This is a genomic window from Ulvibacter sp. MAR_2010_11, from assembly GCF_002813135.1.
GTDB lineage: Bacteria > Bacteroidota > Bacteroidia > Flavobacteriales > Flavobacteriaceae > Altibacter.
In genome coordinates this window covers 1,706,573-1,724,136 of the sequence record NZ_PHTY01000001.1, presented here as the reverse complement: position 1 = coordinate 1,724,136, position 17,564 = coordinate 1,706,573, and the positions used below count along the sequence as shown (strand labels likewise).

The 17,564-nt window shown below is 40.5% G+C and carries 16 protein-coding genes and 1 pseudogene; 9 read left to right on the top strand and 8 right to left on the bottom strand.

Annotated elements, in window-relative coordinates; translation table 11 throughout:
• Positions 1–3 precede the first annotated feature (3 nt).
• A complete protein-coding gene (gene radC, locus ATE92_RS07930) occupies positions 4–702 on the bottom strand; it encodes a DNA repair protein RadC (protein WP_100803192.1) in 699 nt (232 codons plus the stop codon).
• A 126-nt stretch (positions 703–828) separates the two neighbouring features.
• Between radC and ATE92_RS07925 the strand changes: the two genes are divergently transcribed.
• Together ATE92_RS07925 and ATE92_RS07920 are read left to right on the top strand one after the other, a co-directional pair.
• Positions 829–1,272, top strand: coding sequence for a DUF1569 domain-containing protein (locus tag ATE92_RS07925; protein WP_100803191.1), 444 nt, complete (start codon positions 829–831; stop codon positions 1,270–1,272).
• A 109-nt stretch (positions 1,273–1,381) separates the two neighbouring features.
• Positions 1,382–1,981 carry an FMN-binding negative transcriptional regulator gene (locus ATE92_RS07920; protein WP_100803190.1) on the top strand — a complete coding sequence of 200 codons (600 nt, stop codon included), beginning with the start codon at positions 1,382–1,384 and terminating at the stop codon, positions 1,979–1,981.
• A 1-nt stretch (position 1,982) separates the two neighbouring features.
• Here the strand turns inward: ATE92_RS07920 and murC are convergent, their stop codons facing one another.
• The 6 genes and pseudogenes from murC to ATE92_RS07890 form a co-directional block, all read right to left on the bottom strand.
• Positions 1,983–3,338 (bottom strand): UDP-N-acetylmuramate--L-alanine ligase, encoded by a 1,356-nt coding sequence (gene murC, locus ATE92_RS07915; RefSeq protein WP_100803189.1) that lies wholly within the window; start codon positions 3,336–3,338, stop codon positions 1,983–1,985.
• 171 nt (positions 3,339–3,509) lie between these two features.
• Positions 3,510–4,466 carry a lipopolysaccharide assembly protein LapB gene (locus tag ATE92_RS07910; RefSeq protein ID WP_100803188.1) on the bottom strand — a complete coding sequence of 319 codons (957 nt, stop codon included), beginning with the start codon at positions 4,464–4,466 and terminating at the stop codon, positions 3,510–3,512.
• A 33-nt stretch (positions 4,467–4,499) separates the two neighbouring features.
• Positions 4,500–5,024 (bottom strand): DUF4136 domain-containing protein, encoded by a 525-nt coding sequence (locus tag ATE92_RS07905; protein ID WP_100803187.1) that lies wholly within the window; start codon positions 5,022–5,024, stop codon positions 4,500–4,502.
• Positions 5,025–5,153: 129 nt separating this feature from the next.
• Positions 5,154–6,533 carry a T9SS type A sorting domain-containing protein gene (locus tag ATE92_RS07900; RefSeq protein WP_100803186.1) on the bottom strand — a complete coding sequence of 460 codons (1,380 nt, stop codon included), beginning with the start codon at positions 6,531–6,533 and terminating at the stop codon, positions 5,154–5,156.
• Positions 6,534–6,914: 381 nt separating this feature from the next.
• Positions 6,915–7,928, bottom strand: coding sequence for a GTPase ObgE (gene obgE / locus ATE92_RS07895; RefSeq protein WP_100803185.1), 1,014 nt, complete (start codon positions 7,926–7,928; stop codon positions 6,915–6,917).
• A gap of 87 nt (positions 7,929–8,015) precedes the next feature.
• Positions 8,016–8,588 (bottom strand): annotated as a pseudogene (locus ATE92_RS07890) (adenylate kinase); the annotation flags it as partial.
• A 95-nt stretch (positions 8,589–8,683) separates the two neighbouring features.
• Between ATE92_RS07890 and ATE92_RS07885 the strand changes: the two are divergent.
• The 6 genes from ATE92_RS07885 to ATE92_RS07860 all read left to right on the top strand — a co-directional run bounded on the left by ATE92_RS07885 (position 8,684) and on the right by ATE92_RS07860 (position 13,675).
• Positions 8,684–9,841, top strand: coding sequence for a 5-(carboxyamino)imidazole ribonucleotide synthase (locus ATE92_RS07885; protein ID WP_100803183.1), 1,158 nt, complete (start codon positions 8,684–8,686; stop codon positions 9,839–9,841).
• Between the two features lie 6 nt (positions 9,842–9,847).
• Entirely contained in the window at positions 9,848–10,333 is a 486-nt protein-coding gene (gene purE / locus ATE92_RS07880) for a 5-(carboxyamino)imidazole ribonucleotide mutase (protein WP_100803182.1), read from the top strand.
• A 52-nt stretch (positions 10,334–10,385) separates the two neighbouring features.
• A complete protein-coding gene (locus ATE92_RS07875) occupies positions 10,386–10,739 on the top strand; it encodes a GIY-YIG nuclease family protein (protein WP_100803181.1) in 354 nt (117 codons plus the stop codon).
• Between the two features lie 33 nt (positions 10,740–10,772).
• Positions 10,773–12,791 carry a M3 family metallopeptidase gene (locus ATE92_RS07870; protein WP_100803180.1) on the top strand — a complete coding sequence of 673 codons (2,019 nt, stop codon included), beginning with the start codon at positions 10,773–10,775 and terminating at the stop codon, positions 12,789–12,791.
• 89 nt (positions 12,792–12,880) lie between these two features.
• Positions 12,881–13,432, top strand: a complete 552-nt coding sequence (locus ATE92_RS07865; protein WP_100803179.1) for a sigma-70 family RNA polymerase sigma factor — start codon at positions 12,881–12,883, stop codon at positions 13,430–13,432.
• Positions 13,433–13,675 (top strand): hypothetical protein, encoded by a 243-nt coding sequence (locus tag ATE92_RS07860; RefSeq protein ID WP_100803178.1) that lies wholly within the window; start codon positions 13,433–13,435, stop codon positions 13,673–13,675.
• Here the strand turns inward: ATE92_RS07860 and ATE92_RS07855 are convergent.
• A complete protein-coding gene (locus ATE92_RS07855; RefSeq protein ID WP_100803177.1) occupies positions 13,652–14,476 on the bottom strand; it encodes a hypothetical protein in 825 nt (274 codons plus the stop codon). The genes ATE92_RS07860 and ATE92_RS07855 overlap by 24 nt on opposite strands.
• Positions 14,477–14,626: 150 nt before the next feature.
• Between ATE92_RS07855 and gcvP the strand changes: the two genes are divergently transcribed.
• Entirely contained in the window at positions 14,627–17,476 is a 2,850-nt protein-coding gene (gene gcvP, locus ATE92_RS07850; protein WP_100803176.1) for an aminomethyl-transferring glycine dehydrogenase, read from the top strand.
• The last annotated feature ends 88 nt before the right edge of the window (positions 17,477–17,564 follow it).

The window sequence follows — 17,564 nt, the reverse complement described above, 5'->3', positions numbered from 1 at the left end:
GAATTAAAGGAGATTTTCGTCTGCAAAGCTAAAATACGCTTTTTCGGTTATTATGAGATGGTCCAATACTTTTATATCGAGGCTTTCTCCTGCAATTTTTAATTTATAGGTAAGATCCTTATCTGCCTGGCTTGGCACCAAAGTTCCCGATGGATGGTTGTGTGCCAATACTATTGCAACGGCTCCTATTTGTAGTGCGCTTTTGAAGGCCAATCTCACATCTACAAGAGTTCCGGTAATCCCTCCCTTACTTAATTGTGTGGTTTGTAATATTTTATTCGAATTATTTAAATAAACAATCCAAAATTCTTCATGGGGAAGTTCTCCAATAATAGGCTGCATCAGCCCAAAAACACAGCTGCTGGAGCTTATTTTCTTTTTATGAGATGCGTCTTCTCCTCTGCGCCTTCTCCCCAATTCCATGGCAGCAGCAATGGTTATGGCTTTTGCTTCTCCTATTCCTTTGAAGGTCATAAAATCGTTGATGCTTTGTTTCCCTAATTCGTGAAGGTTGTTTGCGACGGAGGCCAAAATCCGTTGACTAAGAGAAACGGCACTCTCGTCACAATTTCCCGATCTAATTAGGATGGCTAAAAGTTCTGCATCGCTTAAAGCGATACGCCCTTTTTGAAGTAATTTTTCCCGGGGCCTGTCATCTTCACTCCAATTTTTAATTGAAAATGATGGTGTTGTATTTGTCATCTTTTCGAAATTTTAATGGAGGGAGTTCGACCTTACTCGATCTGAAAACCTGAGGTGTAAGGAATATCTAAAGATAAAAAACTTATTTTTTGTTTGTACCTTAACTGCAAATTAAATCGCCCAATTATGAAATCATTATTCGACGCCGAAGCTTTTTCTGAGATAAAGAATAGAATAGAAAATCTGGCAGAAGCTTCTCCAAGGCAATGGGGAAAAATGACTCATGGGCAAATGCTACATCATTGTCAGGGTCCTTTTAATATCATGCTCGAAAAGGTTGATTACGGCATGAAGCCCAACTGGCTTGCAAAGGTTTTTTTTAAGAAATCGCTCTACAGTGATAAATTGTGGCGGAAGAATTTACCAACGGCGAAATTCTTGAGAGAAAAAGAACATCGAAATTTTAATGATGAGAAGGCTCAATTGATGCGTATTCTGGACGAATTTGAATCGCAAAAAGATCGTACCGAATGGACACCTCATCCCGGTTTCGGCTATTTTACAAGGGACCAATGGGGAAGAATGCAGTACAAACATCTGGATCATCATTTACGACAATTTGGAGTTTGATGGATTGTTAGAAATTATAAATAATTTTTACAACATTTTACTTTCTTCGTTCTTCAATTTACTTTTTACTTTTTACTTTTGCATTTAAATTTTTACATTCTACATTCCCATGTATCCACCGCCCTATCACCAGACTGATGACATCCAAAAAATGATCACCGTAATTCAACATTATCCATTTGGGATGTTGGTTTCGGTATTGAATGGAAAACCATTGGTTACTCATATTCCTATTATTTATAACGAAACCAGTGGGAAGCTGGTAGCGCATATCGACAAATTCAATCCGCAGGTGGAAACTTTAAAGGATGGAGCCGAAGTGACCGTAGTTTTCAAAGGACCCGACGCTTATATTTCTCCCAGTGTTTATGCAACCGCACAACTTCCTACCTGGAATTATATTATCGTTCATATAACAGGAACCATTACACTCATCAATGACCCTGAAGCTGCCAAAGAAACTATGATAGCCATGACCGAGTTTTTAGAGCGCCCGGATCATAAATTCATTTTGGAAAAGGAAAATATAAAAATGCAACACTTTGTAAATTATATCCAGGCCTTTGATATCACCATTACCAATTGGGAGGGTAAATTTAAACTTTCACAAGATAAATACGAGCAGGATCGTAAAAACGCCAAACAACATCTCATAAAAAAATCCGGAGACGCTGCTACCGGATTTATTGAAGCCATGTATAAGGCATAGCTTATTTTATATATTTTTTCACTTCCTGAAAATCCAGTCCTCCGTAATTCCCGCTGCTCATTAATAGCAGAGAGGTATCTTTAAAATCCTGCGTAAAAAGATAAGTTTTAAAGTCGGCCGGATTTGTAAATACAACAAGGTCATCTCGTTTAAATGCTGCTTCTATTTGTTCTGTCTTTATTTCTTCCAGATTTTTTATCATAACGGCATGTGGAGAATAAAAGACTACGGCACTGTCTGCCGCGTCCAAAGCCCCCCGGTATTCTTTTAAAAATTCGGGGTTGAGACTGCTGTAAGTGTGTAATTCTAAACAAGCCACCAATTTTCTATCGGGATACTGTGCTTTAAGTGCTTCGGTAGTGGCTTTTACCTTACTGGGGGAATGTGCGTAATCCTTATATGCAATTGCTGACTCACTTTCGGCAATTTTTTCGAGGCGCTTGCTAGCTCCTTTAAACGTGGCGATGGCTTCGTAGAAATCGTCTGCATCTACACCCATCAACTGGCAAATCCATCGCGCTCCTTCAAGATTGTTGAGATTATGCTTTCCAAAAATTTCTATGGGCATATCCCCTTCCGGTGTTTCCAACAGCGTTACTCCATCTTCTACAACATACAGTGGGGTTTTATAAGGGTATTTTTTAATAAGACTGGTAGATGCTTCTACTACGCGTTTTACCTCAGGGTCTTCTTCGTTGTAAATAATTGCGCCACCGTTGGTAATTTGATTCAGGAAAATTTCGAATTGTTCCACGTATTCCTCATAGGTTGGGAATACATTGATATGATCCCAGGCAATTCCGCTAAGCAAAGCGATATTGGGTTGGTAGAGATGAAATTTGGGTCTTTTATCTATGGGAGACGACAGGTATTCATCGCCTTCCAACACGATAAAATCATTGGTATCGGTCAATTTAACCATTACGTCGAAGCCTTCCAATTGTGCTCCTACCATATAATCCACATCCTTGTTATGATAGTGCATTACGTGTAAAATCATGGACGTAATGGTCGTCTTTCCATGTGAACCTCCAATGACTACGCGGGTTTTATTTTTAGCCTCTTCATATAAAAATTCGGGGTAGCTGTAAATGGTGAGTCCCAGTTCTTTTGCTTTGAGCAATTCGGGGTTGTCTCCCTTGGCGTGCATCCCAAGAATTACAGCATCTATGTCTTTGGTGATCTTTTCGGGGAACCAGCCGTAAGCTTCGGGGAGCAAGCCTCTCGATTCCAGTCTGCTTTTTGAAGGGTTAAACACTTCGTCATCGCTTCCGGTTACTTGATCTCCTTTATCGTGCAGCGCCATGGCCAAATTGTGCATGGCACTTCCGCCGATGGCTATAAAATGTACTCGCATTTAATTTTTGAATTTCGGTGTTATAGGTTTGTTTTGTAAAGATATTATTTTATGTCGCAATAGCGATAGCGGCAAGTAGCTTTTGCGAAGGAGATTTGGACGAAGCAAAACTACAGCCAATAGCGCGACCTTCACGAGGCCATTGGCCGATGGGACGGGATTGCCCTCAACCTACAACGCTAAAATAAGCTCCTTTTCCTTTTTCGCCTCCTTAAATTCGGGGCGATCTGCCAGCGCCTTGTTGATCCATTGCAGCGCCGTTGCCTTCTGACCTTTATTTTTGTAAATCTGTGCCAGGCGATAGTAGGCCCAGTCTTTGGGCACACCGTCTTTTGCTGAATGGTTTTGAATATACGCCTGTAGGCAGTTTATCCCCAATTCGGCGTCGAGATTGTATTGAGCCGATATTTTCCCGATTTGGTAATTTAACTGATTGCGTTTGTGAATTTGCAAGGATTTTGAAGCCACTTGCATGGCTTCTTTGGGCTGATTGGTCTTTTCGTAATGTTCTGCCAGTTTTTCGTAGGTATGCGGTGATCCACCCACCTCGATAGCTTTTTTGTAGAAATTCTCGGCATCTTTGGATCGGTTGCTGTATTCGGCGATGTAGCCATTGGCTAGAAAGCCGTCGACCGGCGAAATTTTACCCAGTTCGTTGGCGTATTTTATGGCTTTGCGTTCGCTGCCGCCAATAATTCCGGGCAGCTGAATGTAAAATTCGACCAGCGCCCAGCGGGCTTCAATGTGTTTGGGGTCGAGTCTGGCAGCCTCTTCGAAGTGGAATTTGATGTCGCCAATATAGGTAACGGCTCGTATTCGACTTATTTCAAGTGCTTTCATCCCCATCACGCCGCCGTATTTAAAATGATAGTTGGCATTGTTTTTATCTTCTTCAACCAAAGGTTCATAATAGTCGATCGCGGTATCCCAATCTTTTTGATAGCCCGCAATATCTCCAAGATATTCTCTTGTTTTCCGATCGGTGGGATGTTCGTTTAAGTAGGCTTCAAAAAGCGGCTTGGCTTTACTGAATTTCTCTTGCTGAAAAAGTTTTTCTGCCTGCTGAAAATTGTTCTGAGACAACAGCAGGGTAGGGAGTAAAATTAGAATGTAAGCGATTTTGGGCATAGAAGACTTTGAAGTAATGATACAATAACGGATTTATTTTTGTTTGGGAGGATACTTTTTAAGTACTTTTTCGATAACTGAAATAAAATAGGCTTCCTTTTGCGTTGGCGTTGCCTTTTCTTTGAGTTCGCCTTCGGCGACCGCCTGCCAGACAAGCGCATCGTTTGAGGTGTCGATGAAATCTACGGTAAGCGTCTGGTTGATTACCTTACCTCCAATTGGAATCCCACCGCTTACGCCTACTCCAACGTTTCCACCACCACTGCCAAGACCAATACCGATGGTATTTCGGGAGTTGGAAAGATATTCATTGGCGAAAAAGTTGATGTATAGCTGTGGGGCTTCATTTTTTTCAAAGCCACGTTGTTGTAATAAACTATCCAGAGCATACATAATACGTTTGTCGTCCAGCTCATTCAGGCCCGATTCGATGTTTGGAAAGTAATTGTAGGATGTGTATTGTGTAAAATCGACTTCTTTGTCGTAATCGGCCACGACTACCGAAGTGCCACAGGCCGTTACTAGTAAAAGAACCAGAATTAGAATACTGTTTTTCATTGCTAATTTTTCATTTGGTCCCGAATTAAATCGGGATTACTTCAACTCATTATTTTGATTACTTTAAAATGGATCAAAATAAAGTTTCAATAAATTTACGCAAAAAGCGGGCCGTGGGTTGCGGATTTGTTATTCTTTAACAATTTTATACACCATTTCACCCTTGTTGGTCGTGATATTTACAAAATAGATTCCTTGTGAAAGGAATGAGACATCGGTCACTTTTTCTGAAGAATTTACTATTTGTTGTCCGAGAACTGAGTAGATTACCGCCTTTTCGAAGGTAATTGCATCAGAAACCGAAATAGTGAGTTTGTCTGAAACCGGATTTGGATAGACTCCTATTGCCAAGGCAAGTTCCGCTTCAGATATCCCAAGAATACAAGATTCTATAACCTCTGCCACCGAATTACATCCCGAAGCATTGTTATTAATAGACTTATTTACGGAAGGCTCATTTATAACTGCACACACAAAATTATTATTGCACACAGAAAGGGAGGTATTATTTAAGATTACCAATTCATTGATCGATACCGGCGATACTCCATTTATGGCTTCAATGGAAGTTAAAAATGGATTATCCATGATCAACATTCGCTCGGTCACCTGATTTAAATTCTCAAGCCCTTGTAACGACTCAAGATTTTCATTTTCATAGATATCTAAATTAGTCACATTGGTAATCGTGTTAAAGGCCGATAGATTGGTAAGACCGGGATTAAACCCTATACGAAGTCTTCCACTTATATTGTCCACGTTTTGCAAGCCGGCAAGGTTAGTTAAATTAGGGCATTCCACCACGTAGAGATCGATTAGTGATGTTATATTGCTGAAGGCAGACACGTCTTCAACAGAGCTATTTGACAACAACAAGGAACCCCCAATGGATTGCAAATTGGACAATTCATTAAAATTGATTACCGATTCGTCCGAAATTGCTACATCTTCAAGTACTGTTTGTAGGTTTTCCAAACCTGCAAGCGAGGAAAGCGAATTACCCCCAAGAGTTAAGGATCTCAAATTTTGAACAAAGCTAAATTGTGAAATATCGCTGAGATTCGAATTTCCAAACAAATTCAATTGTTCTATAGCTTGCAGGTTATCCATTCCATCCATACTTAGTAACCCGCTGTTTACCCAAATTTCCAGTTGGCCCACCGATTGTAATGCGTCAAGACCTGACATGTTTTGTAAACCGGGATTGCCCCAAAGTGCCAAATGTGTTACCGATTCGAGATTGTCCAAGCCAATTAGATTGGTAATTTGGGTAGTTAATATTATAATATCGACCGCATCGGTTATCGGGGCTAATCCGTTTAGATTAATGATGTCACTGTTAACACCATCCACTCTAAGATCATGCGTTAACACAGTACAATTGGGATAGGTAGTTGCGAAATTGTCAATATCGGCTTGGCTGGTTAATACTATATCGGCGCTCGGGCATTGTCCAAAACTAATTTGAACACAAACGAATAGGGTGCTGAGGAGGAGGAGTTTTTTCATGACTTATTCTTTTATTACTTTTTTGGTGATGCTGCCCAGATAGGTAGTGATACTCACAAAGTATATTCAATCAGTAAGATACGAAATATCGATGTTCTTTTCTGAAGTTTCCGACAATCCCTGTCCAAACAGCGAATAAGGTGTCTCCTTTTCGAAGAAAAAAGCATATAGGCATTGTTTAAGACCCATAAGCGACGTAAATAAAAACTAAAAAAATAAGAATTTTATCATAAGCAGGATTTAAAAAATTCATTCTTTAGTAATATAAAAAGGGCCTTAAACACAATACAAATGAGCATTTACTCAAAACAATAAAGCGAAATTATAACAGTAAGGGATATTAACCCACCTATGACCTTATAATAAGCTGATTTTAGAAGTTTAGGAATCCTGCTCTTCATTAAGCATGGCCCAGAGCTTATCTTTCAACTCGGTCAAGCCTTGTTGTGCCACGGAAGAAATAAACAAATAAGGAATTCCTTTAAATTGTTTGTCGAGTTCCTTCTTCATTTCACCTTTTAGCTCTTCGTCCAGCATATCGCTTTTCGAGATGGCCACCAAGCGTTGCTTATCCAGCAGTTCGGGGTTATAGCGACGTAGTTCATCGAGAAGAATTTCGTATTGTTCTTTAATATCCTTTGCGTCTGCCGGAATTAAGAACAACAAGGTAGAGTTTCGTTCAATGTGTCGTAAAAAGTAGTGTCCCAAACCTTTTCCTTCGGCGGCTCCTTCGATAATTCCTGGAATATCGGCCATCACAAAGGATTGAAAATCGCGGTATTTCACAATACCAAGGTTAGGCTTTAAGGTTGTAAACTCGTAATTGGCAATTTTAGGTTTTGCTGAAGTAACAACCGAAAGCAAGGTAGACTTCCCTGCATTTGGAAATCCCACCAGCCCGACATCGGCCAGCACTTTTAGTTCGAGTGTAATATCTGCCTCTTCGCCTTCCAGACCGGGTTGAGCATACCGAGGGGTTTGTCGTGTTGCACTTTTAAAATGATCGTTTCCCAATCCGCCTTTACCACCTTTGGCGATAATGCGCTCTTCTCCGTCTTCGGTTATTTCAAAAAGAATCTCTTGTGTATTGGTATCACGTACGACAGTACCCAAGGGAACTTCGATGTAGACATCGGCTCCATCGGCACCGGTACTGGTTTGCTTACTTCCCGCCGAACCTTGTTCAGCTCTAAAATGGCGTCTGAATTTTATATGGTATAGTGTCCAAAGGTTTTTGTTGGCCTTTAAAATTACATGACCTCCTCGTCCGCCGTCACCACCATCGGGTCCTCCCATGGGGATGTACTTTTCCCGTCGCATGTGCGCGCTTCCCTTACCTCCTTTTCCGGAGCTAACATGAATTTTTACGTAGTCTACAAAATTTCCTTCGGTCATAAAAATGTAAAATAATAAATGTAAAAGGTAAAAGTTTAAAGTTTATTAAGCTAAACTTTTTCAGTTTTACATTTTAAATTTTGCTGTTTATAGAGTATCTATTACAGCACTTAATCTTTGGGTAATATCTTCGATACTTCCCACACCATTCACCCCGTAATAGCGATTCTGCGCCTGATAGTATTCCTTCAGAATGTCTGTTTTACGGTAATATTCGGCGATGCGTTCTCTTATCACAGCTTCGTTGGCATCATCAGGTCGACCACTGGATTTCCCGCGTTCCAGCAAGCGTCCTACCAATATTTCGTCATCAACTTCCAAAGCCACCATGGCATTAATTTGAGAATTTTTTTGCTTCATTAGGTTAGACAATGCTTCTGCCTGTGCGGCAGTACGTGGAAAGCCGTCGAAAATAAATCCGTTGGCCCCGGGATTTTTTTCCACTTCGGCATTGAGCATATCGATGGTTACCTCGTCGGGTACCAAATGACCCTTGTCCATATAGGACTTAGCCAACCTCCCCATTTGGGTTTCATTTTTAATATTATAACGGAACACGTCTCCGGTAGAGATATGTTTAAGTTGGTATTTTTCCTTTAAAACCTCGGCTTGAGTTCCTTTTCCGGCACCCGGAGGCCCAAACAATACAATGTTTTTCATGGGTTTATTTTTCGTCTTGAATAATGATGTTAAAAATCGGCACATAAATAAAGGTGCAAAGATAACAATTGCAAAGAAGATTGTACCTTTGTGCGATGGCTAATTATTTTTCTTCAAATTTCACTTTAGGAATTCTTGGCGGGGGTCAGTTGGGCAAAATGATGCTCTACGAAACACGTAAATTCGACATCAAAACTCATGTATTGGACCCAAGTGCTGAAGCCCCGTGTCGTATAGCTTGCGACTATTTTGAGCAGGGGGATTTAATGAATTTTGACACCGTTTATGCCTTCGGAAAAAAGGTGGATGTACTTACATTCGAAATAGAAAATGTGAATGTTGATGCGCTGAAAAAGCTGGAAGCTGAAGGAAAAAAAGTATATCCTTCTTCCGAAACACTTAAAAACATTCAGAATAAAGGCACACAAAAGCAGTTTTACAAGGAGCATAAAATTCCTACTTCGCCTTTTGTGTTGTTTCAGGATAAAAATAAATTAAACGAAGCGATTGTCCGAAAAGAATTACACTTCCCTTTTGTTTGGAAAAGTTGCACCGGTGGGTACGACGGCAAAGGAGTGAGTATAATTAAAACGGCAGAAGATATTATTCCACTGCCTGCCGGAGAATGTATCGCTGAAAAACTGATTCCTTTTAAAAATGAACTGGCGGTTATTGTGGCTCGTAATGTAAAAGGAGAAGTTGCAACGTATCCGGTGGTAGAAATGGAATTCCATCCCGAAGCCAATCAGGTGGAATATGTAATTTGCCCGGCGCGTATTGATGAAACCGTTGCGAAAAAGGCACAAACCATCGCAACACAAGTCTCGGAAGCCTTTAAACATGTTGGTTTATTGGCGGTGGAACTGTTTCAAACACATGAGGATGAGATTTTGGTAAACGAAGTTGCGCCACGACCGCATAACAGTGGACATCACACTATTGAATCCAGTTATACCAATCAGTTTGAGCAGCATATTCGAGCTATTTTAGACATTCCCTTGGGAAAAACCGATAGTAAGGTAGGTGGAATTATGGTAAATTTAGTGGGTGCCGAAGGCTATACAGGTCCGGTGGTATATAAAAACATTGAAACCATTATGGCTATGGCGGGTGTGACTCCTCATATTTACGGAAAAAAAGAAACCAGACCTTTCAGGAAGATGGGGCATGTTACCATTGTAAATGAAGACATCGCAGAAGCACGAAAAATAGCCGAAGCAGTAAAGAAAACAATACAGGTGATTAGTAAATAAGCAATTATGAGCAAAGTTGGAATTATTATGGGAAGTACAAGCGACCTGCCGGTTATGCAGGAAGCGATAGACATTTTAAAGGGATTCGACATTGAAGTGGAGGTCGATATTGTTTCGGCACACCGCACCCCCGATAAATTGTTCGATTATGGTAAGAATGCACATACTCGTGGCATTTCGGTGATTATTGCCGGAGCCGGTGGAGCAGCGCATTTGCCGGGAATGATCGCCTCACTTTCTCCCTTGCCTGTAATTGGTGTTCCTGTAAAATCCAGTAATTCTATAGACGGTTGGGATTCGGTTTTGTCGATTCTTCAAATGCCGGGTGGTGTTCCCGTAGCCACTGTAGCACTTAACGGAGCCAAAAACGCCGGAATTCTCGCGGCACAAATTATTGGTTCTTCAGACAAATGTGTTCTGGATAAAATATTGGCGTACAAGGAAGGTCTAAAACTTAAAGTGGAAGAAGGTGCAAGGAAAATGAAAAAGTAATGCCGGGTCGAGCGCAGTCGAGACCTCTCCTATAATTGACCTCAGACAAAAAATGAATTCCTATTACATTTATATTTTAAAATGTGCGGATGGATTACTTTATACCGGCTTAACAAATGATATTGCACGGAGGCTTTTAGAGCATCAAAACGGATTAAATAAAACCTCTTTTACTTTTAAACGAAGACCTGTTGAGCTAATTTTTCATCAGGAATTAAATGATATCAGACAAGCTATTTATTTTGAAAAGAAAATTAAACGGTGGAGTGCGAAGAAAAAAATGTCACTGGCTGACCATGACTTTAATATGCTTCAAATTTTAGCAGAATGTAGAAATTTTACACATCATAAATACAGGCCAACAGAAGAAGAGGTCTCGACTGCGCTCGACCGGACAAATAACTAATTTCAACTTTTAACTTTTACATTCTTCATTCCCATGAACAACCCCCTATTACAACCCTTTGATACCGCTCCTTTCTCAAAACTGCTAAACGAGCATTATCTCCCGGCGATACAAAATTTAATACAAGCTACTAAGGCTGAAATTGATGCTATAACTTCAAACCCGGAAGTGCCTACTTTCCAAAATACCGTGGATGCGTTAGAACGTACAGGCTTGCAATTGGACCGGGCTACAAGTATTTTTTTTAATTTAAATAGCGCCGAAACCAACGACGAGCTACAGCAAATTGCTCAGAAGGTGTCCCCTTTGTTATCGGAGTTTGGAAACGATATCCTGCTTAATGAAATATTATTTAAAAGAGTCCGGCAGGTGTATGAAGCAAGGAAAACACTCAAGCTTAGTCCGGAGCAGCAGATGTTGTTGGAAAAACAATACAATGGTTTCGCAAGGAACGGAGCCAATTTAAGGGAAGAAGATAAAAAAACGCTTCGGAAAATCGATGCCGACCTCTCAAAACTAAAACTCACATTTGGGGAAAATGTCCTGGCTGAAACAAATGCTTTTCAAATGCATATTTCCAACGAAGCAGATCTTTCGGGACTTCCGGAGGGCGCCAAAGAGGCCGCTGCACTTGAAGCTTCAGAAAAAGGAAAAGATGGATGGCTTATTACGCTGGATTATCCTAGTTACATCCCTTTTATGATGTATGCCGACAATCGAGATCTTCGGAAAAAATTAGCGCTGGCATTCGGCTCAAAAGGATTTCATAACGACAAATTAGACAATCAGCAAAACGTATTACAAATAGTTAATTTACGGCATCAGCGCGCAAAATTACTGGGTTATGCTTCTCATGCTCATTTTGTATTGGAGGAACGTATGGCCGAAACTCCTCAAAAAGTTCAATCGTTTTTGCAGGAATTACTTGAAAAGGCAAAACCCGCAGCTCAAAAGGAATTTGATGAACTAGCAGCCTTCGCAAAAGAACGTGACGGTATTGAGAAACTTCAAAAATGGGATGGTACCTATTATGCTGAAAAACTGAAACAACAGCGCTTCGATCTGGATGACGAAAAGCTGAAACCTTACTTTGAGCTTAAAAATGTAATAAACGGTGTATTTACGGTTGCTGAAAAATTATACGGACTTCAATTCAACGAAGTTCAGGATATTGAAAAATACCACCCGGATGTAAAAACCTACCGGGTTACTGATACGGAGGATATATTGGTTGCTATTTTTTACGCCGATTTCCATCCTCGTGCGGGAAAACGAGGAGGAGCCTGGATGACATCGTATAAACCTCAGCAAATAAAGAATGGTGTAAATGAGCGACCGCATGTGTCGATAGTCTGCAATTTTACAAAACCCACTGCATCCAAACCTTCCTTACTCACATTTAATGAGGTAACAACACTGTTCCATGAGTTTGGTCATGCGCTTCACGGAATGCTGGCCAACACCACTTATAAAGGCTTATCGGGCACCAATGTCTACTGGGATTTTGTTGAATTACCAAGTCAGATATTAGAAAATTGGTGTTATGAAAAAGAGACGCTGGAATTGTTTGCCATGCATTACGAGACCGGGGAAGTCATTCCGATGGAATTGATCGAAAAAATCAAGGCCTCGGCCACCTTTCATGAAGGAATGCAAACGCTGCGTCAATTGAGCTTCGGAATGCTGGATATGTCGTGGCACGGAAGTGACCCCTCCCATATAAAAAATGTAAAAGCTTTCGAAAAGGCTTCCTTTTCGGGCACGCAATTATATCCCGACACTCCCGAAAACTGTATGAGCACTTCCTTCTCGCATATCTTTCAAGGAGGTTATTCGGCGGGGTATTACAGTTATAAATGGGCTGAAGTCTTGGATGCCGATGCGTTTGCCTATTTTAAAGAGGAGGGAATCTTCAATGAAAAAATTGCAGACAAATTTAAAAGATATGTCTTATCACAAGGCGGCACACAAGATCCTATGGAATTGTATGTGAAATTCCGTGGAAAAAAACCCAATCCCGAAGCGTTGTTAAAAAGAGCCGGATTGCTTTAAAAGGATACGCCAAAAAATCTATTAAGAGAATCTCCGGCTCAAAGGTCGTAAAATTTGCTATTTTTGATATAACCTTCGATTGCATATATATGTCATCAAACCTATTACATCCTGAAACATGGGTAGACCGGTATTCGGACTATCTTTATAACTACACCATTGTTCGTGTAAACGATCACGAGGTGGCTCAGGATTTAATTTCTGAAACTTTTTTGGCCGGGCTCAAATCACAAAAGAATTTCAAGGGTGAGGCGAGTGAACGCACCTGGCTCATTTCGATTTTAAAACGAAAGATTATTGATCACTATCGTAAGTCTAATTCCAAAAAAGGCAAGGCAGAAGTACGCATGACCTATAACGATGATGATGCCGAAGGAGATTGGCTGGAGGAACGCGTAAGTGATCCCTTCGACAAAACTGCCGAAGACACTATGGTTAACGAAGAATTAGGACTGGCCATTTTGAACTGTCTGGAGGGTCTAAATGAAAAACAAGCCATCATTTTTAAGATGAAAACCATAGAAGGTTTCGATACCGAAGCCATTTGTAATGAATTTAATATCACCCCGTCTAACCTCTGGGTTATCATTCATCGCGCGCGAAAAGCGATGGCAGAATGCCTCGAAAAAAACTGGTTTTAAATGAAAGTCCCTATTAGTTGCGAACAAGCTGCCGAAGTATGTGATAAGGCACAATATAAGGAAGCAAGCCTTTGGCAAAAGGTGTTAATGAAAATGCACCATATTGTATGTCGGATTTGCAGGATTCATTCCGAGCGAAACGGCAAACTCACAAAGTCGATCCATACGGCCAATTTACAAACGATTCCGAAGGAGCAAAAGGAAAAGATTAAGGCCAGGCTACGTGAAGAAATGAATACTTAAAAGTAACAGCCCGTACCAAAAAACCGGAACGGCTTCCACCCAAAAAGAAGCAAAGTACTTTGATTGCTTTTCTTCGGAATAGAATAATAGTACTGCAGTTAGCACACATATTGCAAAAAGACTTAAGGTATAAAATTGTAGATTGCTGTCTTTGGCATACTCCAATAAAAAACATATTCCCAGTAATACATTTCCCAACACTTTTACTCTTCTAAAACCAAAGAGCTGTGGTAACGTATGTAATTTTTCAGAATCGAAAGGCAAATCCCGTATTTCAAACGGTAGTGTTAACACGATAATGAATAGGAATCTTTGTAGGAAGGAAATTAAGTGATTGCCTTCAAATTGGGCTTCAGAGGCAACAATCGGCAATAATACGGTTACCCCTGCCCACACCATTGCGACAATAAAAATTTTCAAGCCTCCAAAAGTTCGCAAATTCTTTTGCTTCCGAAAAGGTATAGCATATAACAGCGTAATTAGACCGAGTGACAAGGATGTCAAAATGATGGCTAAGGATTGTTTAAAAGCAAAAAACAGAAAAATTCCGAAGCAAACCAGTGAAAAAATCTGAATGGATTTCAGGGAACTTGTCAGGCTGCGATGGTGCAATCCGGCAACTTCGGCATATTTTACAAAATTATAGCCGGTGATAGTACCAAAAAATACAAATCCGGATAATGCAAAAGAGTGATTAAAACCAAATTCAATTTGAGTGACAAAAATAAGTGATAGTACGGCCAATGCCACATGTATACTACTGTGAATGTAAAAATTGAAAACACCCCATAGAAGCTTCATTTCACAAAAATAGAGAAAGTGTTAGTAACCTTTACTTTTAGTTGAAAAGTTGTAAGCTACAACACGTTAAAAAGATACTTTTTATTGTGAAAATATGTAATTTTGCAGCTGCCTGCCAAAAGAGGGCAGCACTAAATTTAATAGCACATAATGAACACAGATTCTTTTGCATTAAGACATATAGGTCCCAGAAGAAGTGACCTCCCCAAAATGCTTGCGACCGTTGGCGCAGAAAGTCTAGAGCAACTAATTTTTGAAACCATCCCCGATGATATCTTGATCGACACACCCTTGAAGTTGGACGTTGCGTTGAGTGAGAATGAATATATTGAACATATCACCGAATTGGCTTCAAAAAACAAGGTATACAAGACCTATATTGGTTTAGGATACAATCAGTCAATAACACCTCCTGTGATTCAGCGAAACATTTTAGAAAATCCGGGTTGGTATACCGCATATACCCCTTATCAGGCTGAAATTGCACAGGGTAGACTGGAAGCCTTACTTAATTTTCAGACCATGGTGACCGATCTTACGGGAATGGAATTGGCCAATGCTTCTCTCTTGGACGAAGCAACCGCTGCTGCCGAAGCCATGGCATTATTATTTGCCGTAAGAGAACGTGAACAGAAAAAAAACAACGCTGTTAAGTTTTTTGTTTCTGAAGAAATTTTACCGCAAACACTTTCCTTATTACAAACACGCTCTACGCCAATTGGAGTTGAACTCGTTGTTGGCAATCATGAAGAATTCGATTTTTCTTCAGAGTATTTCGGTGCCATTTTACAATATCCCGGCAGAACCGGAAAAGTATACAACTTCAAAGAATTTATCGCCAAAGCCAAGTCTGCACAAATTAAAATTGCAGTAGCTGCCGATATACTAAGCTTGGTAAAACTTGAATCTCCGGGGCATTTTGGAGCCGATGTCGTGGTAGGAACCACGCAACGTTTTGGAATTCCGTTAGGATATGGAGGTCCGCATGCGGCTTATTTTGCTACGAAAGAAGAATACAAACGAAGCATTCCGGGACGTATTATTGGTGTCACAAAAGACACCGATGGCAACCGTGCATTGCGCATGGCGTTGCAAACTCGTGAGCAACATATTAAACGCGATAAAGCGACTTCCAACATTTGTACAGCACAGGTTTTATTAGCGGTTATGGCAGGAATGTATGGCGTATATCACGGCCCAAAAGGTCTGGAATATATTGCCACTAAAGTTCACAATACGGCTGCAACCTTAGCAAATGCCTTGGAAAAACTTGGGTTTACGCAGGCCAATGACACCTATTTTGATACCATCGCCATAAAAACCGATGCCACTAAAATCGAATATTTATCGGAAGGAAAAGAAATCAATTTCTACTATCCAGATGCTGAAACCGTTTCTATTTCAGTAAATGAAACAACTACCCTCAAGGATTTAAATAAAATCATTCAGGTTTTTGCCGAAGCATTCAATAAAGAATCCATTAAAGTAACCGAATTGCTAACAGGAAATAAAATTCCGGCTGAAGCAGCTCGTAAAACCGAATTTCTTCAGAACGAAGTATTCAACAGCTACCATAGCGAAACCGAGTTAATGCGGTATATCAAAAAACTGGAGCGCAAAGATTTATCATTGAATCATTCTATGATTTCTTTGGGAAGTTGCACTATGAAGTTAAATGCCGCTGCCGAAATGCTTCCGTTAAGCGATCCGCAATGGGGCAATATGCATCCTTTTGTTCCTGTTGAACAGGCCGAAGGTTATCAAATCATGCTTAAAAAACTGGAAAATCAACTTACCGAAATTACAGGTTTTGCAGGAACTTCACTTCAGCCCAATTCGGGAGCGCAGGGAGAATACGCAGGCTTGATGGTAATTAGAGCCTATCACGAATCCAGAGGTGAAGCCCATAGAGACATTTGTTTAATTCCGTCCTCGGCACACGGCACCAATCCGGCAAGTGCGGTAATGGCAGGCATGAAAGTAGTAGTGACCAAAGCAACAGAGGAAGGAAACATAGATGTAGACGATTTGCGAGCGAAAGCTATAGAGCACAAAGACAATTTATCCTGTCTTATGGTAACGTATCCTTCTACACACGGAGTATACGAATCGGCCATTCGGGAAATAACGAGTATAATTCACGAAAACGGCGGACAAGTTTATATGGACGGTGCCAATATGAATGCACAGGTCGCCTTGACGAATCCCGGACAAATTGGAGCAGATGTTTGTCACTTGAACCTTCATAAAACTTTTGCCATTCCACACGGAGGTGGCGGTCCCGGAGTTGGCCCTATTTGTGTTGCCAAGCAATTGGTTCCATTTTTACCGAGCAATCCCGTGATTAAAACAGGAGGAGTTAATGCAATTACGGCTATATCGGCTGCCCCGTGGGGAAGCTCATTGGCTTGTTTAATATCCTATGCCTATATCTGTATGTTGGGTGAAAATGGATTGAAAAAATCTACTCAATACGCGATCCTCAATGCAAACTACATAAAAGAACGTCTTAAAGGACATTTCGATGTGTTGTATACAGGTGAAAAAGGCCGTGCAGCTCACGAAATGATTGTGGATTGCCGTCCTTTTAAAGCCAACGGCATTGAAGTTACCGATATCGCAAAGCGTTTGATGGATTATGGATTTCATGCTCCTACGGTTTCATTTCCGGTAGCCGGAACGCTTATGATCGAACCTACCGAAAGTGAAAGTATGCAGGAATTGGATCGTTTTTGTGATGCTATGATTTCTATTCGGAAAGAAATAGAAGCAGCCGATAAGGATAACGATAACAACGTATTAAAAAATGCGCCACATACACAAGCTATGGTTACCGCCGATGTTTGGACATTTCCATACAGCAGGAAGGATGCAGCCTTTCCCTTGGATTCTATTTCAGAAAACAAATTTTGGCCTTCGGTACGCAGAGTAGATGACGCTTATGGTGACAGAAACTTAATTTGTACCTGTGATCCCATCGAGGCGTATATGGAAGCTTAAGGCATTTAAAAAAAAACGAATTGTAAAATCCTCAATATCATTGGCTGTATTTTGAGGATTTTTCAGTTTAAGTAACTTAGGTTGCGAA